This window comes from Litorimonas sp. RW-G-Af-16 (assembly GCF_048319245.1).
Taxonomy (GTDB): Bacteria; Pseudomonadota; Alphaproteobacteria; order Caulobacterales; family Maricaulaceae; genus Litorimonas.
In genome coordinates this window covers 2350446-2376181 of sequence record NZ_CP166993.1, presented here as the reverse complement: position 1 = coordinate 2376181, position 25736 = coordinate 2350446, and the positions used below count along the sequence as shown (strand labels likewise).

26 protein-coding genes and 2 pseudogenes are annotated in these 25736 nt (G+C 52.5%); 7 read left to right on the top strand and 21 right to left on the bottom strand.

Annotation, left to right across the window (positions count from 1 at the left end):
* Positions 1-8: 8 nt before the first annotated feature.
* The 7 genes and pseudogenes from AB8615_RS11635 to AB8615_RS11605 form a co-directional block, all read right to left on the bottom strand.
* Positions 9-674, bottom strand: coding sequence for a mechanosensitive ion channel family protein (locus tag AB8615_RS11635; RefSeq protein WP_418152414.1), 666 nt, complete (start codon positions 672-674; stop codon positions 9-11).
* A 36-nt stretch (positions 675-710) separates the two neighbouring features.
* Positions 711-839, bottom strand: coding sequence for a hypothetical protein (locus AB8615_RS11630; RefSeq protein WP_418152413.1), 129 nt, complete (start codon positions 837-839; stop codon positions 711-713).
* A 12-nt stretch (positions 840-851) separates the two neighbouring features.
* Positions 852-1904, bottom strand: coding sequence for a DNA polymerase III subunit delta (holA, locus tag AB8615_RS11625; RefSeq protein ID WP_409432743.1), 1053 nt, complete (start codon positions 1902-1904; stop codon positions 852-854).
* Complete coding sequence (locus tag AB8615_RS11620; RefSeq protein WP_409432742.1) at positions 1901-2401, bottom strand: hypothetical protein; 501 nt, start codon at positions 2399-2401, stop codon at positions 1901-1903. Before AB8615_RS11620 ends, holA begins: the two co-directional genes overlap by 4 nt.
* Positions 2398-4404: a leucine--tRNA ligase gene (gene leuS / locus AB8615_RS11615; protein WP_418153101.1), complete on the bottom strand. Its 2007-nt coding sequence runs from the start codon at positions 4402-4404 to the stop codon at positions 2398-2400. Before leuS ends, AB8615_RS11620 begins: the two co-directional genes overlap by 4 nt.
* 66 nt (positions 4405-4470) lie before the next feature.
* Positions 4471-5181: pseudogene (locus tag AB8615_RS11610) on the bottom strand (class I tRNA ligase family protein); the annotation flags it as partial.
* A 91-nt stretch (positions 5182-5272) separates the two neighbouring features.
* Positions 5273-5746 (bottom strand): DUF3576 domain-containing protein, encoded by a 474-nt coding sequence (locus AB8615_RS11605; protein ID WP_409432741.1) that lies wholly within the window; start codon positions 5744-5746, stop codon positions 5273-5275.
* 191 nt (positions 5747-5937) lie between these two features.
* Here AB8615_RS11605 and AB8615_RS11600 point away from each other — a divergent pair, with 191 nt between their 5' ends.
* On the top strand, positions 5938-7659 hold the full coding sequence (locus AB8615_RS11600; RefSeq protein WP_418152412.1) for a porin: 1722 nt from the start codon (positions 5938-5940) through the stop codon (positions 7657-7659).
* Here AB8615_RS11600 and AB8615_RS11595 read toward each other — a convergent pair.
* Entirely contained in the window at positions 7656-8591 is a 936-nt protein-coding gene (locus AB8615_RS11595; protein WP_409432739.1) for an N-acetyltransferase, read from the bottom strand. The two genes, AB8615_RS11600 and AB8615_RS11595, sit on opposite strands and share 4 nt — an antisense overlap.
* Here AB8615_RS11595 and AB8615_RS11590 point away from each other — a divergent pair.
* A pseudogene (locus tag AB8615_RS11590) lies at positions 8590-9269 on the top strand (YggS family pyridoxal phosphate-dependent enzyme). The gene AB8615_RS11595 and the pseudogene AB8615_RS11590 sit on opposite strands and share 2 nt — an antisense overlap.
* On the opposite strand, the gene AB8615_RS11585 reads toward AB8615_RS11590, so the two are convergent.
* Positions 9270-9776, bottom strand: coding sequence for a L,D-transpeptidase family protein (locus AB8615_RS11585; protein WP_418152411.1), 507 nt, complete (start codon positions 9774-9776; stop codon positions 9270-9272).
* 116 nt (positions 9777-9892) lie between these two features.
* Between AB8615_RS11585 and AB8615_RS11580 the strand changes: the two genes are divergently transcribed.
* Both AB8615_RS11580 and AB8615_RS11575 read left to right on the top strand, forming a co-directional pair.
* Entirely contained in the window at positions 9893-10603 is a 711-nt protein-coding gene (locus AB8615_RS11580; protein ID WP_409432736.1) for a response regulator transcription factor, read from the top strand.
* A 15-nt stretch (positions 10604-10618) separates the two neighbouring features.
* On the top strand, positions 10619-11257 hold the full coding sequence (locus AB8615_RS11575; protein WP_409432735.1) for a lysoplasmalogenase: 639 nt from the start codon (positions 10619-10621) through the stop codon (positions 11255-11257).
* Here the strand turns inward: AB8615_RS11575 and AB8615_RS11570 are convergent.
* The 4 genes from AB8615_RS11570 to AB8615_RS11555 all read right to left on the bottom strand — a co-directional run bounded on the left by AB8615_RS11570 (position 11250) and on the right by AB8615_RS11555 (position 15296).
* Positions 11250-12083 (bottom strand): exodeoxyribonuclease III, encoded by an 834-nt coding sequence (locus AB8615_RS11570; RefSeq protein ID WP_409432734.1) that lies wholly within the window; start codon positions 12081-12083, stop codon positions 11250-11252. The genes AB8615_RS11575 and AB8615_RS11570 overlap by 8 nt on opposite strands.
* Before the next feature lie 9 nt (positions 12084-12092).
* Positions 12093-13412: an O-antigen ligase family protein gene (locus AB8615_RS11565; protein ID WP_409432733.1), complete on the bottom strand. Its 1320-nt coding sequence runs from the start codon at positions 13410-13412 to the stop codon at positions 12093-12095.
* 75 nt (positions 13413-13487) lie between these two features.
* Positions 13488-14165 (bottom strand): LolA family protein, encoded by a 678-nt coding sequence (locus AB8615_RS11560; protein ID WP_409432732.1) that lies wholly within the window; start codon positions 14163-14165, stop codon positions 13488-13490.
* Positions 14166-14321: 156 nt separating this feature from the next.
* Positions 14322-15296, bottom strand: coding sequence for an adenosine kinase (locus AB8615_RS11555; RefSeq protein ID WP_418152410.1), 975 nt, complete (start codon positions 15294-15296; stop codon positions 14322-14324).
* Positions 15297-15393: 97 nt separating this feature from the next.
* Here AB8615_RS11555 and AB8615_RS11550 point away from each other — a divergent pair, with 97 nt between their 5' ends.
* On the top strand, positions 15394-16305 hold the full coding sequence (locus AB8615_RS11550; RefSeq protein ID WP_418152409.1) for an ATP-grasp domain-containing protein: 912 nt from the start codon (positions 15394-15396) through the stop codon (positions 16303-16305).
* Here the strand turns inward: AB8615_RS11550 and nth are convergent.
* The 3 genes from nth to AB8615_RS11535 all read right to left on the bottom strand — a co-directional run bounded on the left by nth (position 16302) and on the right by AB8615_RS11535 (position 19659).
* Complete coding sequence (nth, locus tag AB8615_RS11545; protein WP_409432729.1) at positions 16302-16991, bottom strand: endonuclease III; 690 nt, start codon at positions 16989-16991, stop codon at positions 16302-16304. The two genes, AB8615_RS11550 and nth, sit on opposite strands and share 4 nt — an antisense overlap.
* Positions 16992-17000: 9 nt before the next feature.
* Positions 17001-17549, bottom strand: a complete 549-nt coding sequence (locus tag AB8615_RS11540; RefSeq protein WP_409432728.1) for an NADPH-dependent FMN reductase — start codon at positions 17547-17549, stop codon at positions 17001-17003.
* A 112-nt stretch (positions 17550-17661) separates the two neighbouring features.
* A complete protein-coding gene (locus tag AB8615_RS11535) occupies positions 17662-19659 on the bottom strand; it encodes a tetratricopeptide repeat protein (protein WP_409432727.1) in 1998 nt (665 codons plus the stop codon).
* Positions 19660-19789: 130 nt separating this feature from the next.
* Here AB8615_RS11535 and AB8615_RS11530 point away from each other — a divergent pair, with 130 nt between their 5' ends.
* Positions 19790-20278, top strand: a complete 489-nt coding sequence (locus tag AB8615_RS11530; protein ID WP_409432726.1) for a hypothetical protein — start codon at positions 19790-19792, stop codon at positions 20276-20278.
* On the opposite strand, the gene dapB is transcribed toward AB8615_RS11530, so the two are convergent.
* The 5 genes from dapB to AB8615_RS11505 form a co-directional block, all read right to left on the bottom strand.
* Positions 20275-21069, bottom strand: a complete 795-nt coding sequence (gene dapB / locus AB8615_RS11525; protein WP_409432725.1) for a 4-hydroxy-tetrahydrodipicolinate reductase — start codon at positions 21067-21069, stop codon at positions 20275-20277. The two genes, AB8615_RS11530 and dapB, sit on opposite strands and share 4 nt — an antisense overlap.
* 47 nt (positions 21070-21116) lie before the next feature.
* Positions 21117-21620, bottom strand: a complete 504-nt coding sequence (locus AB8615_RS11520) for an invasion associated locus B family protein (protein ID WP_409432724.1) — start codon at positions 21618-21620, stop codon at positions 21117-21119.
* A gap of 95 nt (positions 21621-21715) precedes the next feature.
* Positions 21716-23092, bottom strand: coding sequence for an MFS transporter (locus AB8615_RS11515; protein ID WP_409432723.1), 1377 nt, complete (start codon positions 23090-23092; stop codon positions 21716-21718).
* 54 nt (positions 23093-23146) lie between these two features.
* Positions 23147-23872, bottom strand: a complete 726-nt coding sequence (locus tag AB8615_RS11510) for a lysophospholipid acyltransferase family protein (protein WP_418152408.1) — start codon at positions 23870-23872, stop codon at positions 23147-23149.
* A 101-nt stretch (positions 23873-23973) separates the two neighbouring features.
* Positions 23974-24573 carry a TetR/AcrR family transcriptional regulator gene (locus AB8615_RS11505; RefSeq protein WP_409432721.1) on the bottom strand — a complete coding sequence of 200 codons (600 nt, stop codon included), beginning with the start codon at positions 24571-24573 and terminating at the stop codon, positions 23974-23976.
* A 277-nt stretch (positions 24574-24850) separates the two neighbouring features.
* Here AB8615_RS11505 and AB8615_RS11500 point away from each other — a divergent pair, with 277 nt between their 5' ends.
* Positions 24851-25636: an SDR family NAD(P)-dependent oxidoreductase gene (locus AB8615_RS11500; RefSeq protein ID WP_409432720.1), complete on the top strand. Its 786-nt coding sequence runs from the start codon at positions 24851-24853 to the stop codon at positions 25634-25636.
* Positions 25637-25736: the final 100 nt, after the last annotated feature.

Below are 25736 nucleotides of genomic sequence, written 5' to 3'. Positions count from 1 at the left end.
AGCAAAACCTATTCCTTGCGCATGTGAATGACCCGCTGCGGGAAGGGTATTTCAACGCCTGCGTCGTCAAGATGTTGTTTAATTGCCATCCGCAGATCGGATGTTCGCGCAAGCCAATTATCGGCAGGCAGCCAACAGCGGCACGACAAATTAATAGAGCTATCGGCGAAGGTCATGACATAGACTTCGGGCGGTGTTGGGTCGGTAAGAACATCGGGAGTCTGCGATAAAACATCAAGCAAGCCTGCTTGAACTTTCGTCAGATCGCTATCATAGGCAACGCCAATATCAATAAGGGCTTTGCGGATTTGGTGGCGCCCAAAGTTTTGCAAGCGCCCCGCCCAGACTTGGCTGTTAGGGATATAAATATAAACGCCTTCAATATTTTTCATCGTCGTTGAGAAGAGCCCGATCTCTTCGACTGTACCGATCGCACTGCCCGTATCAATAAACTCTCCCACAGCGACAGGGCGGAGAGCTAGGAGCATAAGGCCCGATGCGATATTAGATAGTGTGTCTTTTAATGCGAGGCCAATAGCAAGACCCGCTGCCCCGAAAACGGCAATGAGTGATGTCGGCGGCACGCCCAGCTTCACCAAAGTGGCGTAAAGCGTCATCGCGACAATAATATAAAACACGATAGAGGCGAGGACAGGCCGCAATGTCGCGTCCAAATGCGTTCCGCCAAATCTAGATCGACGTAGTTTTTTTCATACCCAGCCCGCAAACCAATAGCCAAGGACAAAGATTAGGACTCCTGACAGGATGTGCCCGCCTAGCCCAAGGAGTTCAGGAAAGTCTGATCGTGCGCGATCCCATAATTGTGAGAGCTGTTCCATGACGTCGTCCTGTTAGTGTCGTTTTTGAGCAAAGCTCGATAAAGCTAGTAATAATCGCGAAACGATGGCCTCTGCGGGGGCGCCTGTTGATTTAACGAGACGCTCTGCTTCTTGGCATCGCGCGACACTTCCCCGTAACGCACGAGCAGGCCATCGGTTCAACTGCCCAATAAAGGCGCCTTCTTGCATACCAAATACGGGGGGACGCAAACTTTTTATGGCAGAATTGGCAGACTCGCCACCCTCCATTTTGATTGACGCTTCGGTTAAACGGAGGAGGTGGCGCTGTAGGCCAAACAGAATCGCGATAGGATTAATTTTGCCAGCGACCGCGCGACGAAACCCTGCGTCGCATGCATCCGTCCGTCCCGACATGGCGTCCATAATGATTGTATCAATCGAGGCACTTTGTCCGCCCGCTGCTATGACGCGAATGTCGTCCATCGTCACTTTTGCGCCCTCAATTTCGCCGTAACCCTTATAGAGCGCCATTTTCTCGATCTCCCCATCCGCCAGCGCAAAGTCGCCTTCGAGCAAAGGCACCCAAAAGTCGAGGGCTTCAGGATCGATGCCAATAAATTTATCGGCCAAACCTGTTGTGATTTGGTCGCGTAAATCACGCGCATTGGCAGGATAGCACCCGATAGCAGCAAAATGTTTTGCGGCCTCGCACGCTTTTCGTATGGCAGAGCGGGGCGTCATATCTCCAGCTTCGATAATTAATTTCGCTTCCGCTTTGCGAGGGTTGGCATCGAGGTCTTTCAGAATTTTTGTGATCGCCGCACCTTGGCGTTCATGGTCGAGCTGTAACCTGACCAACCTTCCTCCTCCCAAAAGCGACAGGGCACTCATTTCATCGGACAACTTTGCTGGATCTGACGAAAGATCGTCTGTCGACATGACCGTTACGCCAAAGTCGCGATCTGCCTCGGGTAAAAACCTGATCGATAGATCACGTGCGCGCGTCTTAGCTAGCCCGCGATCTGGGCCGAATAAAAGAACGCCGATAATGTCGTCTGGCGGATGTTTGAGAAAATTAGATTGCCGCGTACCTGTTATCTTCATGTCGCAGGTTTGGCTTTGGCATAATATTGCGCGACTGAGGTTAGCAACCGATCCGCAACTTCTTTGGACGCTTGTTGCCGCGCATTACTGTCGGCGGCCACTGTGCCGTAAGGATCAAATGGCGCGCCGAATGTTGTGACAGACCGCACAGAGCCTTTGTCTAAAACATCGCCTGTTTTGGTCTCAACTAGTGAATATGTGGCCGTGACAAATGTATCATATCGCGTGGCAATATCGGCATCACTAATCCCAATGGGAACGCGGACGCTATTGATTGTGTAGCGCAGTTCATGGGCTGGCTTTGACGTTTGGCCAACACGATCTCTAAGTCTTTGTTGCACTAAGAAACCGATTTGTTCATCCGTTAGATTTGCACCGCCTTGCTCTACGATGCTGAGCTTGTCGAACACAGCGCCGCCTGGTCCTGCATGCATCGGTGTAAACCCGCAAGCGGTGAGAGCGAAGGTGATAATAGATAGGAGCAGTGTTCGGATCATGACACCACTATATTCACAATTCGGCTCGGAACAACAATGACTTTTCGGACAGTGCCGTCGCCGATGAATTTCTGCACAGCCTCATCCGACAAGGCGAGCTCTTGAACGTCGTCCTTAGGCAGGTCTGCGGCGACTGTCAGTTCGGAGCGTTTTTTTCCGTTCACTTGAATGGGCATTGTGACCTCATCATCGACGAGTAATTTGGGATCAGCTTTGGGCCACGGCGCGTGATAGCACAGCGTCTCTTCGCCCAGCTGCGCCCAGCACTCTTCGGCCAGGTGCGGCATGAAGGGTGCGATGGTGCGGATCAAAATACCGAGGGCTTCACGTTTGGCGGCGTCATCGGCTTTATATTTCGCGAGCGCATTGGTTAGCTCATAAATCTGCGCGACAGAGGTATTGAAGCGGAAGGCGTCAATGCCCGCTGTGATTTTGTCCAGCGCCTTATGTGCGAATTTCCGCAGGTCGAGCGCCGCGCCAGTTGCGTCACGTGCGACCGTTAGAGGGGAGAGGCCGTCGCCTAGATCTTCGACGAGTGCCCAGACTTTCTTCGAAAACCGCCATGCACCAATGACACCCGACTCTGTCCACTCCACATCGCGCTCTGGTGGAGAATCGGAGAGGACGAACCACCGCGCGACGTCCGCGCCGTAACCTTGAATAATATCGTCAGGGTCAACGACGTTCTTTTTAGATTTCGACATCTTGATGACGTCGCCTTGGGTGACAATCTTCTTGGTCTCAATGTGGAGAAGTTGGTTGCCATCCTCAACAATTTCAGACGGCATCACATAATTTCCATCGGAATCTGTGAAGACCGCGTGCGTGACCATGCCTTGCGTGAACAATCCCGCAAAAGGCTCGCCGCTGGGCAGGTCAAGCAAGCCGCAATCTCTTAGACCCTTCGTAAAGAAACGCGCATAAAGCAGATGCAGCACGGCATGTTCCACACCGCCGACATATTGATCAACAGGCAACCACGCACTGGCGGCGGCTTTATCGAACGGTTTGTCGTCTGTATTCCCGCCTGCAAAACGCGCGAAATACCAAGAGCTATCGGCGAAAGTATCGAGCGTGTCCGTCTCGCGCTCTGCCCGCTCCCCGCATTTCGGGCAGGTGACGGGGTTGTCGTCTGTGCCTGTGCGGAAGGTTGGGTGACGGTCTAGCGGATTGCCGGGAATAGTTAGGTCGATATGGTCATAGGGTAACTCGACGGGGAGCTGATCTTCGGGCACAGGCTGCGGGCCACAGGCTTCGCATTTAATCACCGGGATCGGACACCCCCAATAACGCTGCCGCGACACGCCCCAATCGCGCAGGCGGTATTGCGTTACCCCTTGGCCGAGGCCCATCTCTTGAATTTTGGCAATCGCGGCTGTGATGCCTTCGGTTTTATTCAGGCCATTCAGGAAATCTGAATTAATTAATTGCCCCTCGCCCGTATAGGCATCGGTCTTTATTGCGTAAGTGACAGCGCTTTCGCCCTCTGGCAAGACAACGGGTGTGACGTCCAAGTCGTATTTTCGGGCAAAATCGAGGTCTCTCTGGTCATGGGCTGGACACCCAAAAATCGCGCCTGTGCCATAACCCATCAACACAAAATTCGCGACCCAGACGGGGAGGGTAATGCTCTCGTCAAATGGATGTTTGACGCGAAGCTTGGTATCAAAACCAAGCTTTGGAGCCGTTGCAATCGCCTCTTCGGTTGTGCCTATTTTGGCGCACTCCGCTAGAAAATCTTGTAACTTAGGCTCAATTATAGGCCTATTCTTGTCGTCATCTGCTAATGATTTAGTTAATGGGTGATCTGGTGAAAGTGCGATGAAACTAGCGCCGTAGAGTGTATCTGGTCGTGTAGTGAAGATTTCAATTCCGGGATAGGTGTCCGCGAGTACATCGCCTAGATCTTCAGGCCCATCATTCTGCTCTATTGCCGCTGGCGTATAATCTAAAAGCCTTCCGTTTTCATATTTCAACAGAGCAGCTTGTTCAGGTGATTTCATACCAGCTCTTGCATAGACGTGTCTTGCAACTCTATCAATTAGACTTACCACGCTCCAACTAACTGGATCCCACTCAAACCGCATCTGAAGTCCTTCAGACTTCCCAATCCAATTCGCCTGCATTGTGCGGACCTTTTCAGGCCAGCGGTCGAGCCCATCGAGCCCTGTCAGCAACTCCTCCGCATATTCCGTGATTTTGAAGAACCACTGATCCATATCGCGCTGCTCAACCACTGCGCCGCTGCGCCATCCCTTGCCGTCAATGACTTGCTCATTGGCCAGCACAGTATTGTCGACGGGATCCCAATTCACTTTGGCGGTCTTGCGGTAGACCAGCCCCTTTTCCCAAAATTTCAGGAAGATCGCTTGTTGCTGCTTGTAATATGCCTCGTCCGAGGTCGCGAATTCGCGCGACCAATCGAGAGCAAAGCCGAGGCGTTGCATGGGCGCGCGCATGGCGTCGATATTGCCGTATGTCCAATCGCGCGGGTGGCCGCCGCTATCCTTGGCCGCGTTCTCTGCCGGCATGCCGAAACTATCCCAACCCATGGGATGCAAGACTTCAAAGCCTTGCGCCTTTTTATAGCGCGCGACGACATCGCCCATCGCGTAATTGCGCACATGGCCCATATGGATGCGACCAGACGGGTAGGGGAACATTTCAAGAGCGTAAAATTTCGGCTTGTCTGAGCTGTCATCCGCGCGAAACGCGTCAGCGTCTGCCCACCGTTTTTGCCAGCGCGGTTCAACTTCGGATGCGTTATAGCGTTCGGACATAAAAAAGCGGCCTCAAATCAAGTTCAAGGCCGCTCTATAGCAAATCTGTCACTGGTGGCTAGTCTTGCATTTTGCGTGACGCAAATTGCAATTATTGCGCATCCACAGTCGCAATATAAAGCTGACGCGCACGGGTCAGGATTGCGTTTTCAACCTGGCGCGCTGTGTCAGCATCAACGGCTGCATCGTCCCAGCCATTTGGGCCGCGAGTCTGTTTGAAGATTGACGTCTTGAGGGCGTCTGCGCGCAAACCTGTATCGAGAATATAGACATTGGCTTTGAAGCGTTCATTCGGGGCTTCGGAAGAGGCGTACCAATCCGTGATGATTACGCCGCCAAATGGGTCGACTTCGGCCAATGGCATAAAGTTCAATGTTTCCAGAGAGGCGCGCCAGAGATAGCTGTTCACGCCCATATTTGGCGCAGTTTTGACAGCCGCGGCTTTGCGCGATTCAGCTTTGTTTTTCTTCCCGACAAGCGGTAAGGATGAACAGCCCGCGAATAAGATGGCGCTCAGCACAGCTGTGCCAAGAAGAGCGGGAATTTGACGTGTTGAGCGTGACATGTGTGGGCACTCCGTGAATATCAGTTCGCGTTATAACAGGTTCGCCCGCGTGCGCTAGCCCGACTTTCATAAAATTCCAGTCATGGAGTCTGTAGCTAAGAGCCGTATAATCTGCTATTCCTTAAGGTGCGTTAACCATATTTTAGGACATGTAAACGACATCTTAGACTTCGTTAACGCTGGGAATCGCTATGTCTGCCTTGTCTCGTCTGTCGACCTATGTAGGTCCGGTCTTGGTGCTGTCTATCGGGGCGGTCACAATGGCGAGTGCGCAATCGGCGAGTCCTTTCGCAACGAAGAAGAAAAAGCAAGCATGGGAGACGGCGCCCGCGCAGCAGCCAGCGCCCGCATATGCACCAGCGCAGACTTACACAGCGCCGAGCTATACCCCGCCCGCAGATTATACTCCGCCTGTCTATGCTCCGCCCGCGACGCCAAATTATGTGTCGCAGCCTGCAGAAAGTTCTGGCGCGTATTTCCCAGGTCGCCCCAATGGCGGGCAATATAAGGTTCAGTCCGATTTTGCGGGGGCCGCGCAAGCTCAAGCTGTGCCGCCTCAGCCACAACCGCAAAGTCAGTCGCCATTTTCGTCAAGTAAGAAAGCGTGGGAAACAGCACCCGCGCCGCAATCAGCGCCACAAGGCACACCTTATCAGCCTAATCCTTACGGCGCGCCGAACTATACGCAGCCCTACCAATCTGCGCCGCAAACCTATCAACAGCCCGCGCCTCGGCGTGGTTGGAAAGACAAGTTAGGTCTGGACCGCCTCGCGACATTGTTTCAGGGTAAAGGTCGCGTTGGCGTGGCCGCACTCGACAAAGACGGCTGGTCGGAAGCCTTTGTCGCTGATGCGGATGTCATGGCGGAAGTGTCTGCCGTCACAGACGGTGGCTTGGAATACGGCATTAATTTAGGGGCGCGGGCGCAGTATGATAAAAACCGTCGCGGTTTTGCCACACGCCTCCCAGATTGTCCGCCGACAGAATTTGGATGCGCGTCAGTTTTGGTCGCTGGCGTGCCAACGGCGCTGCGAGGACATACCACACAGTTTTATAGTTTTGGCCCAGATGAGGCAAAAGAAACGCAAGTCGCGATTGAAAGCGCGCACCTCTTCCTCCGTTCTGCTTATGGTGATGTAACAATCGGGCGAGATGACGGCGCGGCCTATCTGTTTAGTCTAGGTGCGCCGACATTGTTGGCGGTGGGCGCGTCTAACTCGCCTGTCGATTATACGGGTCTGGACAGTGTCAAAACCGTCAATGACGCGTCAGGTTTTTCAGAGAAGTTGACATATACCTCGCCGCGCTTACTGGGCGATACAGTGGGCGTTGGTGTGCAATTCGGCGCTAGCTACGCGCCAAATGCTCGCGCGTGCGGCGTTGATTATTGCGTGCGGTCCAATGATCGCAACCCCAGCGTTATCAATCCCGAAATCGAAGACATCATGGAAGTCGGCCTCTCACTCGACCGCACATTTGATAGCGGCTTGAAAGTCGAAGCCACAGGGACATATGCTCGCGGGTCAGAACAAAGCGGTCTCGCAGGGCTGGATGATTTGTCAGCCTATAATGCAGGCGTCGAAGTCAGCTTGGCCGATTGGACGCTCGGCGGGTCATGGCTCAAATCCAATAATGGACTGCTCGACGGAGATTATGAGGCTTGGGATACAGGGCTAACCTGGAAACCATCCGCGCTCGGTTTCACATTGGGCTTTGGTCAGGCAACAGATGCTAGCGTTAATTTGAAATCAAATCAGGCGGTTTTCGGCGTCACCTATGACTTTGACAAATTCACAGTCGGCACAGGTGTGCAGCACATACAGCGCAAGTCGACCGCACTCAATGCAGGCATTGTCGAGATCGAAAAGCAAGAGGCGACAGCGCTCTTTATCGAAGGCGGCTTTAAGTTTTAGGCTTCGACGCCTTCGGCCCACTCAGGTTTGCGTTTGAACATCGCCGCGACAAACGGACAGCTTGGGATGACGCGATAGGCATTTTCACGCGCATGGTTTGACATGGCTTCGATTAAAGCTTTGCCTATGCCTTGCCCGCCCATAGACTTCGGCACGCCCGTATGATTGGCGTCGAATAAATCATCATCTTTTCGCACCATTGTCAGCTCTGCCTCTTCGTGCCCTTCCAGACGGTAGACGAAACGATGTCCGCGCGGTGTGTCTTCCACTGTAATCCCTGCCATCACAATCTCCTTTAAAATCCCGTCTATTGCGGCCAGACCTGCGGCACCAGACCCAATTAGTTTGGCGGCTGTCGCCGATGTCACGCCGCCCAAAGCATAGATAGGTACGGGCAGAGTGCGCGTCAATTCGGAGAGCTTGCCGACCCCGATGGCCTCGCCCGCACTCGGACTTCGACTTGGAAAAATTGAAGAAATAAAGAGTGCGTCCAGCACAGATAAATCACCGTCATAATCTTGCGGCCCTTTTAGACCTGCCATGCTAATGATCCAGTCAGGATGCTGTTTGCGCAGTTTTTCTGCTACCGCCAACCCGTCTTCGCGGCGTAGATGCACCCCATCTGCTTTGACCATCTTTGCTAGGCCAATATCGGCCCCGATCAAGAATTGTTGTTGCCGTTCTAGCGTGACTTTGCGCAAAGCCTGCGCCGCAGAATGTCGATGATCTGCCCCAAAATGACGATAGATGATAGCGGCCCCCTTGGGGAGTTTTTGCGCTATTGCGATAGGATCAACGATGCGCTCTGGGTCCGTCATAAAAACGAAAGGCGACAATGCGGAGACGCGCCAAGCATCTTCGCGTAAATTATGCGCGACTGACCACAGACTGGTGCTTTTATTTTCGCTGTATTCGGCATAGGAGGACAGCATGACAGACCTTTTGACAATCGCGGAACGCCGCACCGATGTGTTAGACAAGATCAAAGCCGCTGCCAAGCGGGCAGGGCGAGATGATCTGCCAGCCCTTATTGCGGTGTCCAAAGTGCAGCCAGACGCGCGTGTCAAAGCTATGTTAGAGTCGGGCCAGCGAATTTACGGGGAAAACCGTGTGCAGGAAGCGCAATCGCGCTGGGGCGAGACATTTGCCGCTCATCGTAAAGACTTGACGCTACATTTGATTGGGCCGCTACAAACAAATAAATCAGATGACGCCGTGGCACTATTTGACGTGATTGAAACAGTGGACCGCGAGAAACTGGTCAAACATTTGTTGAAATCCGCTGACAAAATTGGTCGCCTGCCGCGCCTTTATGTGCAGGTGAATACGGGCGAGGAACCACAGAAGGCAGGCGTTCTGCCCGCTGACTTGCCAGCATTTCTGGCGCGTATGAAGTCCGAATATGACCTGACGCCCGAGGGCCTGATGTGCATCCCCCCGTCGGCCAAGCGGCCAGTCCTCATTTCTGGTTTCTCGGCAATCTCGCGCGGGATCACGGTATAGCGAAACTGTCCATGGGGATGAGTGGAGATTATGAGGTCGCGACAGAAATGGGCGCAACCTCTGTGCGCGTCGGCTCGGCCATGTTTGGCGCGCGCGATTACGACTAATTAGCGTATGATGCGAACCGCCATATCAGGCGTTAACAGCGGCAGCATCGCCACCATATCATCTGGCGCAAACGCAACGCAGCCCAAAGTCTGGCGATCATCGGGTTGAGCGATATGCAGAAAGATTGCGGAGCCTTTATGGGGTTCGGGCGGGCTATCATTATGGCTAATCACCAAAATAATATCGTAGGCGCCGTCCTCGCGCCATAGCGCTTCATGGCTGGCTGTGCTGGGTAATCGGATGAAACGGTTATAGGCGTCGCCATCAGGATCATCGCACCAGCCATCATTTGTCTCAATAGGCCAAAATGTGAGCGATGATTTCGGCGTGGGCAATCGATCTGCGCGGTAAAGACCAAAGCGTAAATGATACTCTCCAAGGGGTGTTTTCGCGTCGCCCTCTCGGCCCGCACTTTGATCAACACAGCCCTCTTTCCCGATGCGACAAGGCAAAACCAAACCGCCAAGTTCCGCTTCGCCTCTTGCGGCCTGGATGGTTAAGCTCACTTTATCTGTCACGCCGCCTCGCAATTTTGTGATGGATTCTTAAACTTATGACATTAGCGTGTTGTAAGTGCAAAGCTTATGACTCGCGCGCACGTTAAGAATAATAGGAGCCTTTCATGGCTGTGAAAAAGAAAATCCTGCTGGTCGATGATGACGCAGTGTTACGCGAGGAACTCGCCGAACATTTCAGTTTGTATGATGAATTTGAAACAGTCTCCGCCGCGAACGGCGCAGAGGGCTTAGCGGCATCCAAGGAGCAGACATTTGATCTTATTATTCTTGATGTCGACATGCCCGATATGCAAGGCACTGAGGTTTGCGGTTTGATGCGTAAGGCAGGCGTAGCTGCACCTATCGTTATGTTGACAGGGAATGACGGCGATGCAGATCAGATTTTGGGCCTGAACTCTGGCGCGAATGATTATGTGACGAAGCCATTTCGGTTTGGCGTTTTACTTGCCCGCCTCCGCGCACATTTGCGGAGTTTCGAGCAATCCGAAGATGCGATTTTCCAGATCGGACCATATGCGTTCAAGCCGTCCAGCAAGCGCTTAACTCCTCCGCAGCCTGATCCTGCAAGACCTGTGCGGGACATTCGCTTGACGGAAAAAGAGACGAATATTTTGAAATATCTCTACCGCGCTGGAGGCAAGGCTGTCGCGCGGGAAGAGCTGCTGCATGAGGTGTGGGGTTATAATTCAGGGGTCACTACGCATACTCTGGAAACTCACGTTTACCGTCTGCGACAAAAAATTGAGCCAGAAAAAGGCACAGCGACTCTACTCGTGACAGAACCAGGCGGGTATCGGCTTGAATTGGACGGATAAGAGTCTCGCGCGCCTATGACGATTACGCTGATCATATATGCGATCTTGGTGCTGGGGTTATTGGCGGCCGAGCTTCGTGAAAATCGTCAGGCACAAATGTTCCTAAAGCCCCTTGCGGCTGGTGGCTTCCTCATCATCGCTTTGCAATCGGGGGCATTAGATAGCCTCTATGGCCAAATCATTTTTGCGGGCCTCGTGTTTTGTGCGCTGGGCGATGTGCTGCTTTTATCGCGAAGTTCTGAGAAACTGTTTATTGCAGGCATGGCAGCATTTGGGTTTGGGCATTTGGCTTATTTGAGCGCATTTGTGCCGTTCGAGACTGACAATTTTGGGGTGATGAGATTTGTTATTAACGGCATGATTATTGGCGGAACGATCGTGTTTTTTAATTGGCTAAAACCGATGCTTCCTGCGGCGATGAAATGGCCAGTTATTATATATTCTGGGATTATCATGTTTATGGTTTTGAACGCGGTTGATTTGCCACTCACCCTGCCGCTTGTATTCGCGATGATCGCAGCGATCATGTTCGCTGTGTCCGATATGTTCGTCGCCCGAGATCGGTTTGTGAAACGCGACCCCGTAAATGCTCTCGCCATCACACCCCTCTATTTCGGGGCGCAGGCTTTGTTTGCATTGTCAGTCGCTACTTAGCTGACAAATCCAGGTCTTGCGTCATCGGCACATGGTCGCTGGGTTTTTCGTGCCAAGTGCGGCAGGGGACATGGATGTGATGACCGTTTTTACCCGCAGCTTCGACGGAGGGGCGCAAGGCCGGGCTGACCCAGATGTGATCGAGGCGGCGGCCGCGATTGCTGACCATTGGGTTCTTTCCGCGATATGACCACCAACTATAAAGCTTCTCCGCGTCATCCGCAAAGAGGCGCGAGCAATCGGTAAAGTCATGCGTCTGGCGCAAGGTCTCCAGCAACCCGACTTCAAGCGGTGTGTGGCTGACGACTTTGAGAAGCTGCTTGTGACTCCACACATCGTTCTCGTGGGGAGCAATATTGAAATCGCCGACAAGGACTTGCTGATCATCGCCTTTGGCGAAACGCTCCGCGAAATAGACTCGCATGGCTTCGATAAAATCAAGTTTGTGTTGAAACTTGTCGTTGATGGTCGGGTCTGCAATGTCCCCGCCGGCTGGAATGTAAAAGTTGTGAAACTCGAAATCTTCGCTGCCAGCAATCACACGCGTAGACACATGGCGGGCATGATCCAGCGGGCAAAAACTGGTCGGCAGGCGCTCCATGGGGAGCTTCGATAAGGTCGCCGTACCGTGATAGCCCTTCTGCCCAGAAACTTCGATATGCTCATAGCCAATCTCGCGAAACGGCTTGTAAGGAAATTGTTCTTCCAAGCATTTGATTTCTTGTAGGCCCAGCACATCGGGTTGCTCTTCTTGGAGGAAGCGCACGACTTGGTCTTGGCGGAGACGGACGGAATTAATATTCCAAGTGGCGAGTTTGATTTTCATGCGCAGGGCTTAGCGGTATTGCGCCTGCATTTCCAGAGTTTTGCGACGGATAGTCGATTTCCGCCAATAGGGCTTATCGAAGGCAAAGAGCTTGGCCGAGGTCGCGACAAACAACACCCAAGAGAGATCGTTTTGTTGAAGGATTGTCGACTCTGACATTGAAAACCCGAGGAACATGAGCGTGGATAGCACGACCCAATAGGCCTCCACCCCGCCGCGTCCGATGCGGTCAACGGCAAAGCCCGTCACGACGATAAAATGAAAGGCGAACATGGCGACCACGACTACGCCGCCCGAAAGCCAAGTTTCAATCCAGCCATTATGTGCGGACGGCACCCCCCACTGCAAAATCGTGCGCACAGAATAGCTCGGCCCCAACGGGTCGGCCCAATACGTGCCATACCCATAACCGAGCCAGAACTTCTGCTTGATGCTCATCATCAGCAAATCCCAAATATCTGTGCGGCCTGTGAGCGTTGGATCTTTGCCGATGATGGCAAACATTTCTTCAGGGATTGCAAGGACAAGGATGAAGAAGACCGTCAGGCTGGCGACAATGCTATAGAGCAGAGGGATGCGAATAATCGGAAAGCGGCGAAATAGACGCAGCGCGAAAAAGAGCAAGATCGCAGACACAGAAATCAATAAGGCTGTCTTGGATGTCGACATCAGAACAAGGAAGAAGCAAAGCAAACCGCCGGGAATCCAAAGCCAGGCGCGTGAGGGCCGCATAGCAAAGGCACACATGCAGGCGATCAGACCTTTGGTCATATTGCCGCCCAGATAGTTTTTCTCGACCCATACACCGCGCCACGCGCCGACATGAATCTCGCTCATAATGCCGCGTGCGGGATTTGTGATGATGATGAAAAGGCTAATGATCGCGGCGATCAAAAAGACGAAAGCGATGCGTTGCACCATCTCGCTCCAATCATATCGGGCTGCCAGCGCTAGCCCTGCCATGGTGGTCACCATCAGAGCGATTGAGCGCCGTAAGGTAATGCTGGGATCAACCGACCAAAAATAGGTTGCCCCGCAGGCCAGAACACAAAATATGATAATCGGACTAAACGCTGCCATTTTTAAAAAGCGCGGCAGGGTCATCAGCGATACTAAAATTACAAGTGCGTAGACAGGGTACCAGAGCGTCCGTGCAAGTGCGGATTGCGCTTCGGCTGCGGCAGGATCAGCAAAGAACAGGCCGATCACGCCACCGGAGAAGAATAACAAAACAATCAAATAGACAACGCTTTCGAGCATACGAAAAGCGCTCCAAAACGCGACGTCGCGCTGGTAGTCTTGGCTGTGAAAATAGGGCGTCGTAACCATGCTCAAACAGGTGGCAAAGTTCGGTTAAGATGGCGTTAACTATAACGCGGATGACGGGCTGATTTTACAGTCTGCCTAGCGTCGACGATCGCGGCGATTACTGTCTTCGCGCAGGATGAACAGACGCGGATCGACACGGCCATTATATTGCAAATCACTGAGCATCACGCGGGTTTGACCGCCAAAACTGTCAGAGATCACCCACTCACGGAGCTGCAGACTTTGCGGGTCAAGCACCATTGTAATCGCGCCGTCCATTTCGCCAGAGCCGTCACGCGCCGTCACGCGCCATTCTTGCGGAAATTTTTGCAAAGCTACAACTTCGGTATCATTGGCGAGGTTCACATTTTCCTTGAGGAAATAATTGAGCGGCGTCGCAGAGAGCGGCACGCGATCAAATGTTTCCAGCGCTTTGTCCTGCTGCGTCATTGTCACGCCGTCTGACACAATCAAAAGCGGATTGGGATCATCATATTCAAAGCGTAGCTTGCCAGGCCTTTGCAGATAAATTGTGCCTTGGGAAAACGTGCCGTCTGCGCCGTATTGCGTAAACCGCCCTTGAAAGCTTGTTGTGCTGTTCAGCGCGGCATCAATACGGGCGAGGTCGGCGGGCACATTGCGGGGGTCAGAAAAAGGTGCAGCCGGTTGCAGGGCTTGGGGCGTTTGCGCGTATTGCGGCGCTGTCTGTGCCAATGCGGCAACAGAGAGCGGGGCCAGTATCGCGGCTGCACTCAAGATCAAAAATTTTCGCATGACCGTCTCCTATAGATGGGTCTGATTTGACCTGCTTATAGGGATTCGGGGTTTAACCCAGCCTGAATAAACAGCCAGCCAAAATTACAAATTCGACATAAATTAGCCCAGTATAAAGCCTAAGCTTTTAAAACGGGACGGGAGATAAACGTCAATTCATGGATCGACGTGAGGGGTCTTGCGCCGTAATGCGAAATGACTTCCGCGAGCCGCCAAACTTCCTAAATAGCCCGCGTCAGACCAGCTGAGCCCCATTGCGCGACCCGCTAAAACGCCCGCTGCATATTGATCGCCAGCGCCAGTTGTATCGACGACTTTTTCGACCCAGACAGCGGGAATGTCGTGGCGCTCATTGCCCACCATAATTGTTGACCCTTTATGGCTCCGCGTGGCGCAGACAACAATATTTTGCCGAACCAGTTTTGCGAGCGAAACATCAAAATCAGCCTCGCCTGTGAGAGCGGTCAGTTCGTCTTCATTGGCAAACAATATATCAACATGATGCTCAACGAGGTGCTGAAAACTCGCGCGGTGACGATCCACGCAAAAACTATCGGACAGCGTTAGCGCCACTTTTCGACCCGCCGCCTTGGCAATTTCGGATGCACTGACATAAGCGGATTTTGCGGCGTCTGAGTCAAATAGATAGCCTTCGAGATAGATCACATCTGCGGCTTGGATTTCGGACTTTTTAATATCTTCATGGCCAAACTCTACTGACGCACCGAGAAACGTGTTCATTGTCCGCTCTCCGTCGGGTGTTACGGCAATCATGCTGCGGGCGCTGGAAGTGCCGCTCTCTGTCGGGACTGTCGAAAACTCTAGCCCCGCTTCGCGAAACCCTGCCGCGAGTTTTTCACCTGTTTCGTCTTTGCCGACCTTGCCGATATAGGCCGCCCGCACGCCCATCTTCGCAATACCGACCATCGTGTTCCCCGCCGAGCCACCCGCAATTTCCGTTGGGGTGGAGGCTGCGCGCATTGAAGTATGTATCGTAAGGGCGCGAGGCTGATCAACCAGCGTCATCGCACCTTTGGTCATGCCGTGATCGGTGAGGAATGCGTCAGTCACGGGGGCGATCACATCCATAATGGCGTTGCCAATGCCTAACACATCATATTTGGTTTCCATCGATCTAGCCCTTTAAAACAGCACAAACTCTTGTGGGGCAGCCGCTAAAGCATTAGGGCCATTTTCGCAAATGGAAACCCAGCTAAAGGCACTCGCCATGAAAAAAGTCGCATTGCTTATCTCCGACAACCTCTTACCCGATGGCCCTGAGACACGAGACGACCGATTTGAATATGTCGAAGAAGTCGGCACGTTAACGCCTGCGCTAGCGGCTGAAGGCATAGAACTGGTCTCTATCCGCTGGCGGGACGCTGCCGCGAAAGCAGCTGAATTTGACGCGATGCTGCCTCTTATGGTGTGGGATTACTTTGAAGGAAATGAGGCGGCTTTTCTGTCTGAAATGGCCAAAGCTGAGCAGACAACAAAGCTGTTCAACAATTTCAAAGTTTTGAAATGGAACGCCAATAAGTCCTATCTTGACGAGTTGGAAGCCAGCGGGGCTCCTGTCATTCATACGGTGACCGTTGATCGAGTCACCGAGGCGAATGTCACCAAAGCGTTCGACAAATTGGGCACAGACATGCTGGTCATCAAACCACAAGTTGGCGGCGGGGCTTGGCGGCAAGTGCTCTATAAAAAGGGCGACCCCTTCCCCAGCAAAGATCAGCTGCCCCCTGACGCGGCGTTGATCCAAGACTTTCTGCCGAGCGTGCAAACTGAAGGCGAGTTTAGCTTTTTATACTTTGGCGGAGCATTTTCGCATGCGGTGCTGAAGCAAGCTAAACCTGGTGACTACCGAATTCAGTCGCTCTATGGGGGCACGGAAACGCCTTATACGCCGACATCAGATGAACGCGAGTCAGCGCGCTCTGTGCTGGATAGTCTCGACTTCACACCGCTCTACGCGCGCGTGGATTTGCTGCGGGGGCGTGATGGCCGCTTGCGTTTGATTGAGCTGGAAATGTTAGAGCCCTATCTATATCTCCCGCATGCTAAAGTCGGTAATGACGGCTTGAATAAGGGCGCAGTGATGTTTGCCAAGGCGCTCGCGAAACGGTTGGGCCGCTAATCTTCTGGCCGCTGTGTTTTCTTGGTAAATTTGCAAATGTTTCGGATCGCGCAATTATAACACTTCGGCTTACGCGCGATGCAGGTATAGCGACCGTGGAGAATGAGCCAGTGATGGGCATGGAGGGCGTATTCTTCGGGCGTCACACGCAGCAAGTTTAACTCGACGATATATGGGTCTTTACCGGGGGCCATGCCAGTGCGATTGGCAACACGAAAAATATGTGTATCGACGGCCATGGTCGGGTGACCGAAGGCTTCATTCATCACAACATTCGCCGTCTTTCGCCCTACGCCCGGGAGTTTAATTAATTCGTCCCGATCTTCGGGAACGATTGAATCATACTCGTCTATCAACATCCGACTCAGCTTAATGACGTTGGCGGCTTTATTGCGGTAAAGTCCGATGGTTTTAATATGATCGCGCACGACGTCCTCGCCAAGGGCGACCATTCTCTCTGGCGTGTCAGCGATCTTGAACAAGGCCTTTGTCGCCTTGTTCACGCCTACATCGGTTGACTGCGCCGAGAGGGCGACAGCGACGACGAGGGTGTAGGGGTTGTGGTAGTCTAATTCTGTACGCGGGGCGGGATCAAGCGATTGCAGATGTTTGTAAATTTCGGAGATTTGCGCCCGATTGAGTTTCGGGCGCGGTAGATTTTTATAGAGCTTTTCTTTCTCGGCCATAGCGCGAGCCTAGCCTTTCGCAGCTGCCCATTCCAGCATCATGTCACGCATTTTATCGGCGATCTCTAGTGTTTTTTCATTCGTCAGATTGTTGTTGTCGTCAAACGCCTTGCTGGCATTTCCGCAGCCGACTTGGACAGGTAGAACGTGACCGCCGAGGCGCGTAAAGATAAATTGCATTTGGCGCATGCACATAATCCCGCTCATCGGACCAGGTGTGCAGGAAGCGAGTCCCCATATCGCGGTCTTGATATAATCCGTGCTGACTGTGCTGGTCCAATCGATCGTATTTTTGAGTAGCGGCGGAAGGCAACCATTATATTCAGGCGATACTACAACGATGCCGTCATATTTTACCATTTCATCAATAAAGGCTTGGACGGTATCAGGCGTATCCAAGTCACCGTGATAAATCGGCATAGGATATTTGCCCAAGTCAATCGACGTCGTATCTGCCCCAGCTGCTTTGAAGCGCTTAATGAGAGATTGTTCCAATTTGCGATTGATAGAGCCGTCGCGCAGGGAGGCGCAGATAAAAGCAATTTTCGGGGCGGTCATAAAATAATCCATGTTGGGAAGAGGTCTGTCACTATGTCTACGTAACAGGGCTTATGAAGGTTGCATCTTATTCACAAGCAAAATGTGATAGGGAGTTTGTTGCGCAGGTCTGCTACGGCGCAATGCGAGCATAGCGCGCTTGCAGGGCTTTATAACGTGGATGGTCGCGTAAGCCGTCTAGCCCCATATCGTTTTCTAGCACCAATAAAATGTGCGGCCCCGTCAAAGCTTCCATTTGCTCTATATAATCCATTGCGCGGCCTTGATCGCCTATTTCGGCAAACGCCCCTGCGAGCTCTCCATAAGTGCTTAGGCGGGTGAGTTGATCGTCTGTGTCAAATGTTTGGTGCGCTTCGTCCAACTCCCGCAAGCGCACAGTGTCCCTTAGGATTGCGGGCAGTATAACAGGCGAAATGGCTTGGCCGACACGCCATGTCTCTGTTGGATCATAGAATGCCCTTAAGGCGTCCGTTGCAGCTTCTTTCTCAGCAGCATCGCCAAAAGCGTCTGCCACCGCCCATGCTTTATAGGCGTATTTAAGTTTATCGTCATCGCTTTGACGCCTGTCGTCTGGCCAAGCTTTCATCGCGGCGCGGGCCTTGGCTTCATCACGAGTGGCGAGGGCGTAATTGACATATACGCTGGGAAGGTATGCGGCGACGGGTTTAAATGCCTCATAGGCGGCATCGGCATCCCCTCGGAATTGCGCAACCGCCGCGCGAAACCCTGCACCTTGCAAAGATTGCGGATCCATGTCTCGGGCTTTTTCCATCATGGCCTTGGCCTCTTCTGCGCGCCCTAAAAGCGCATAGGTGAGCCCTAATTCAGGAATAAGATAATAAGAGAGTGGATCAAGGCGATGGGCCTTTTCCAGCCCGGCGAGGCTCTCTTCAAAATTTCCGAGACGTCGCGTGATAAAGGCTTTCCCCGCAATTGCCTCCACATCACCCGGAGCAACACGTAAGGCCTGATCGAAAGCGTCATTTGCAGCGCGAAAATCTGCCTCACCCCAATAGTGATAAAAGGCATTGGCGACCAAAGTGTCCAAGGCGTTAGGCGACAGCCGCTTGGCATTGTCGAGCGCGGGGACTGCGAGGGCTAAGTCAGCCTGATCGCGACCATGAAACCAATAGAGCGCCATATGGGTATAGGCTTTTCTAGCCCACCCTTCGGCAAAGTTTGGGTCAAGCGATACGGCTTGATCGTAAAGGGCCAGTGCTTTGATTAAATCGTCTTTCACAGGATTGCCTGGATTGGCCTGTAGTTTGGCTTTGATATAGGCCTCAAACGCTGCGAGATTATCAGTAGGGCCGTTCAAGGGCGTGACCTCTAAATTTCCGCCTAAAACATCTTTGAGCGACGCCGCGATGACATTGGTGATTTCTCCTTGAATGTCGAAGATATTTTCTGTGGTCAGGGCGCGGTCGTAATTATTGGCCCAAATATGCGTGTCATTTGCCCCATCAATTAATTGCACCGTGATCCTCACGCGCTCACCTGATTTTTGCACAGCGCCCTCCAGCACAGCCGCTGCGCCAAGCTCTGCGGCGATTTCGGGAATACGTTTTTCTGTATTGCGATACCCCATGACGGAGGTTCGCGAAATCACGTCCAGCCCGTCGACTTTGGATAAGGCGGTCAGTAATTCATCATGGATGCCGTCGGCAAAATAAGCATTATCAAGATCGGCGCTGCGGTTTTCAAATGGCAGCACAGCGACAGAGCTACCATCAACTTTCAACAATTTTGTCGCGCCCGAAGACCCGCCGCGAAACTGTCCCATGATAAGTAAGCCTGCGATCAGGGCGAAGCCGATCAAGATGGCAATATCTAACTTCTTGCCCGTCTTAGCGGCGATAGAATCGGCCTCATTCACCACAGCTGTCCGCTTAAATCCTTCTGGGGTTAGCTCAAACGCCCACGCCAGAATAATAGCAACGGGCAGGCCAAGAATAAGAAGTGCCATGAAGATCGCGTCAAACCATTCGGGTAAATTCATGACGGATTCGAGTGTAAACGCCATTTGCACTAAGAACCAACTGCCCACCAAGAAAGTGCCAGCCACGCGCAAGACGTTGCGTCGTCGGAGTTCTGCAAAGAGTTTCATCATTGGCCTGCCCCTTTTGGCCGTTAAAGCCTCGCTCCTAACACGGAATATCATGAAAGTCTAAGGCCTGTTGAGCGACGTCAGCCGTCAAAATAAACTTGAACGTCATCCATGTGTGACTATATAACATCGTATGAAAATTTTATTGGCTAATCCAGTTGTATGGGCGCTGTGTTTACTCGCTCTCGTCGCAAGTATTTATTCGGTGCGGGCAGCGTTGGGATACGCAAATGTTGCGCGGGATGCGGAGGATGATTTCGCTTATAAGACCCCAAAAGCCATGATCCCTGCGGGCCTGTCAAAAGAGGCATATGTAGAAATTTATCGCCGCGTGAATAACCCACGTGCTGCGGCCTATGTCGCGGGCGGCCTGTGGTCGATCCTGCTGTTGACGCCTGTCATTTTCAAAGCGCTCGAATGGGGGTTGAATTTGATCTATAATCTCTCAGGGCAAAACCGCGTAATCGAACCGGGCTATCTGGTCTGGCAATTTATTATTTTCTTCGCTGTTATGATGATCTGGGCCGGCATAGCTTACGGTTTCGCTCGCCATTTCCACCGTCACGCGCCGGGATCGCTTCAATATGAATTGGATCAAGCCGTTTATGGCGAGCCAGACTAAAGCCCCAAGACATCCCGCATAGAGTACAGACCAGACTTCTGCTCTCCCGCCCAGAGGGCTGCACTAACAGCACCTTCGGCAAAGACAGACCGATCAAAGGCATCGTGGGAGAGTGTCACCATTTCAAGCTCGCTGGCGATACGGACTTCATGCGCGCCAATGACGCCACCGCCGCGCAGTGTGGCAAAGCCAATTTCGCCCTCTGTGCGCGCGCCCGTCTGGCCCTCGCGAGATAAGACTTGCGCGTCTAGCAACTTCACACCACGACCGCGGGCGGCGGCTTGGCCTAGCATGAAGGCCGTGCCTGACGGTGCATCGACTTTATGGCGGTGATGCATTTCCAACACTTCGATATCCCACCCGTCTTTTAAGGCGCGGGCAGCTTGCTCCACTAAAGCTTCCAGCAGGTTCACGCCCATGGAGAAATTACCAGAGCGCAGCAGCGTCATTGTCCCAGCCGCTTTGATCAGCGCTGTTTCGTCATGTGGCCCTAAGCCTGTTGTGCCAGACACGACCGCGCGGCAGCGTGTCTCGCCTGCTGCAACTAATTCCACCGCGCGAAGAGTAGCTTCGGGCGCGGAAAAGTCGATCAGGACATCACAATTTGTCAAAGCCGTGTCGAAATTATCCGTGTAAGTCACGCCGTTGATAGCTTGACCCAATAGCGGACTATTTGGGGCAGTGAGGGCGGCGGTTAGGCGTGCGGATTTGTGATCTGCTAAGACTTTTGCCACAGCTTGCCCCATGCGCCCATCAGCGCCCAAAATTCCGATGTCAGTTTTCTGGCTCATAGGAGCGCTTTAGCCCGCTAGGCTGTCAGGTGCAAACTGCAATCTGATTAGTTGGCGCAGAGGGATTTGGCCTTCTTCAGCGCGGCCGTGACGCCTGATAACGAAAAACGGTAACGCGTTTCTGTGCCGCGGGCGCTGACGGCGTTCACAGTCATGGATGACCCAGAGCGCATTTGAGATACAAGTTTGCGTTCATCCGAGCTGGATTCGATATAGGCTTCATTATCTGCGCCGTACATAGAGATTGTCGTGCCGCCTACTTTGGCTTGGGGTGTGCGGGTTGTCTTGAGCGGGTATCCAGCCAGAAAACTAGGCTGTTCAGTCGCGAGGCCAGAGCGCCAAGACGACACCATGAAATAGACATCACCATGTGCGACGTTAGATGGTGCCATGGATTCTGGCTTGGTCACAACATAGCAAATTTTCTCACCGCCTTCTGTGCGCGCAAAGACTTGCCAGTCATTATATGTGCCTTCAAGGCTGGGCGCCGCGGCGTAAGCTGGGGCGGCTGTCATGGCGGTTAAAGCGAGTGCGATCCATGCACGTGTCATTGTGTCAGCTCCTAAGTGCGATGCGCCTATACCGCCCGATTGGGGTTAAGGGAGTCTTAATTACAGGTGTTTTTTTATAGGCTCAAGTCGCAGATTCAGTGTGGGACTTTCGCCGCATCTGCCCGCCGCATTTGCAAGAAGCGACGAATGGCGTAGACCGACACGATGCTTGAAATAATAACGACTGCCAAGAATGGTGTGGCGGGCTTCATTGGCGGTAAGCCAATCTTATCGCTTAAGCTCAAACCGATCAGGCCAAATGTCACAATATTGACCGCAGCATTCAATAAAACGGCGCCCGCACTCATTAATCTCGCCCGTACCTCAACGGGGGAGCGTCGCTGCGCCATAGCTTGTAATGGGACGACGTAGAGCCCTGCGCAAATAGAAGACCCCATGATGGCCAGTAAGAAGCGCGGCGTTTGAGGGTCGGCCTTGAAGGCCTCCATACCTGCCAAAGTCGTGCGCGCCGACGGCTCTGTATTGAGGTAGAGATCGAGTGTAAAGAGCGTCACGCCTATAATGCCAAACAAGACTAAGCCCATCGCCTCCTTCCCTCGAGCCAGCACGAGGCAGAGTAAAGACCCGATAAGGATGCTGAGCGTTGAGGCGACGAGGATCATCACCAAAACAGTCTCGTCATATCTCAACACATCTGCCACAAAGACGGGTAGGACGAGAATCATGACATTGGAAAACCCGTAAAACCACGCAATGCCGAGCATGGGGCGGAAGACAGGCATATGTTGGAACGATGTTTTTAATACACCGATGATGGAGGTGACCGGGTTCCAGTCGATTTTCAGGTCAGGCTTTGGCGCCGGTGCGGTAGGCACGCGTTCGGCGGCAAACCAGCCGATAAAGGCGAGCACTAATAAAATGACGGCGATCAAGCGAGGCCCGATCCAAAAAATATCAGGATCAAATCCCATGGTGGCTTTATTAAAATGCGTCATCACGACTTGGATGCCTAGCACCATGGCAAGTAAGATGCAGAAAAACTGAAACCCACTCATCAAACCGTTGGCTGTAATCAACTCATCATCTTTGAGCCATTGTGGGAGAACCGCATTTTTGGTCGGAGAGAAAAACGCAGACTGCGCCCCCATCAATGCTAAAGTAAGCGCTAGTATATAGGTGTTTTGGAGGAATAGCCCGATCGCCGCGACGACCATAATCAACACCTCAGCACGTTTAATCCATTTCAAAATCACACCGCGATCGACTTTGTCGGCGATCTGTCCTGCGATTGTGCAAAGAATTAAAAAAGGCAGGGTGAAAAGCAGGGCCGCAATCGCGACTAGGCCGTTGCGTGGCAAGTCGTCTGAGAACAAAACCATGCCTGCATAGGTGACGAGTGCGATCAAAGCGTTCTTCAGCACGTTGTCATTTACCGTACCAGCTTGAAACAGCACGAAGAGAGGCAGAAAGGTTCGCTTTGTCAGCAAATTTCCAGCAATTTTTAAGCTCATTTTACTTCCCCGTGCCTATTTCCTCTGTGCGACCTGGTCTGGCCTGTGGAATAATTATTTGGTTGGGTCTACTGTGGCGGCTTCGCTCTCTCTTGCAAGCCGTTTCGCACGGGCGGCATCATTTTCGACCGTTTTTCCAATGTCGTCCGGGTTTAACGCGCCCAGATTGACGCGGTCTAGCAATGCTTTGGATCGCGTCTCAATCCGCTCTTCCAGCAGGGCCATAAATGGTTCTTTCTCCATGCCTGGCGGGATGGGGTCTAAGAACTCTATAAATGCGGGCCCTTGATATTTTTTCCAGTCCATCTGGTTCCAACGCTGACCCAGTGAATTCGCGACAGGCACAACCGGGCAGCCAAAATCATTATAGAGATGCCAAACGCCCTTGCGGTAGCGGTGCTGTGTCCCGATTTGTGAGAGGTGACCCTCTGGGAATATCAAGATTTTTCGGCCTTGCTCCCGAATGACTGCGGCTTGCGCTTCCATCTCTTGACGCACGTCCGATCCGCCGCAGCTATCGATGACGACAGCGTCCATCTTGTCCAAAATACGTGGCAGGAGCGGAATTTTCAGGAGTTGGTTGCCTGTCACGAAAGACATGTCGAAAAACTGCGAGAAAATCACAAAGCCGTCTCCATAGCTCTGATGTTTGGCGGCAAGAATAACGGCCTGATCATCCGGCACATTCTCTCGACCCAAAACTTCGACTTTGATACCTGCGATATTGCGCATCGCCCACGTCATAACGATTGTATAACGCCGCAAGCTCGCCATCATCATTTTACGTCCCGGCAAGAGAGAAAAACAACGCAGGTGACAGCATATAGAAATGTCACAGTGTAGAAAAATATATTGAAAATAAGCGAGCGCATGAGTGCCTCCTACGCGACGTTCAAAACAGCCATAACCGTCTTGATAAATTGGTCTTTATGGTCTGATAACGGGCCAGAAATACCGCCCAAGACTTTGGCTTGTGCTGCGCTTAGCACAACGCCAAGTGCCATGGCCGCAAGGACTTCGGGACGCTCTTTTGAGGCGATTGTGCCCTCATTCTGTGCCTTGGCGATCAACTGCGTTGCGGCCCCGAGGGGGTTTTGCGTGGGTGTGTTAGATAGGCCGGGGAAGCGGTGGAGGTGTAGGATATGGTAGCGAAACAAGGCCCAGTCCTCATCTGCTAACGCACAATAGTTTTCCACGATATGCGCCACGGCCTCTTCGAGATAGAGATCATAGGCCGAATGGATCAAATAGGTCAGATCATTGTGGATCGTCAGCATCATCTGCCGCGCCAAATCGTCTTTGCTTTTAAAGTGCCTGTAGAGCAGCCCCTCGCTCACCCCAGCCAGAGTTGCGATTGATTTGGTTGATACGCCGTCAATAGAGGTTTCCGAGAATAAGGTGAGGGCGGCCCGTTCGATGCGGGCTTTCCCTGTGCCAGCCGCCGCAATGACGCCGCGTTCATCTGATACGATCTCTTTCATATCCCTACTTTCTACCAATGTTTACGCCGCTTAATATTTATACCAAGCAAGCATAAAGTGATTAATCACTAATCTTTGCAATACCTATAGTCAGAATAAAAGTCAAGCAAAAGTGATCGTTTAACCACCATAGGTAAAATCAAATAAGAGAGACTTGGTGCCTGAAGGAAAGCGTAAGTCAGCCGCACCCATAAAACTGGCTGTATCAACCATTTTGTCTTGCCTCCTGCTATGCTCGCATTAGGTTGCCTCGATTATGTAAATAGAGGATTGTCCCATGGAATTGAACGAACATATATCTGCTATTGTCACAGGTGGGGCATCAGGCCTCGGCGAAGCTACGGCGCGCGGTTTGGCGGCTAAAGGCGTAAAAGTCGGCATTTTCGATATGAATGAGGCGGGCGGCGAAGCTGTGGCCAAAGAGATTGGCGGTGTGTTTGCCAAGGTGAATGTGGCTGATAACGATTCTGTTGATGCAGGATTTAAGGCTGTGCGCGCCGTTATTGGTCAAGAGCGCATCATGGTGAATTGTGCTGGTATTGGCGGTGGGATCAAAACTGTCGCGCGCAAACGCGATACGGGCCAAATTATTGCGCATGACCCAGCGGCCTATATCCGCATTATTAATATCAATTTGATCGGTTCATTTCTCTGTGCCTCAAAATCTGCTGCAGGCATGATGACGCTAGAACCAGTGGCGCCCGACGGCGAACGTGGTATTGTGATCAACACGGCCTCGGTGGCGGCGCAGGACGGACAGATCGGGCAAGTCGCCTATGCCAGTTCTAAGGGCGGAATCTTGTCGATGGCCTTGCCGATGGCGCGTGACCTTGCGCGCGAAGGTATTCGAGTGAACACAATCCTCCCAGGCTTTTACGAAACGCCGATCTATGAGCAAATGAAGCCCGAAGTGAAGGATAACCTTCGCGCCCATGTTCAATTCCCCGTGCGTTTCGGCCAACCAGAGGAATATGCGCAAGTCGTCAATTTCATGTGTGAACACCGCTATATTAATGCCGAGTATATCCGCACGGATGCTGGCGCACGGATGCCTCCGCGCTAAGACTGATCATACTTCACAAAAACTTGAAAAGACAAATCGCCTAGCTCATGGAACACGGCGGCACGGTTTGATCCGCGTAACGACTTGACCCAAAGGCTGG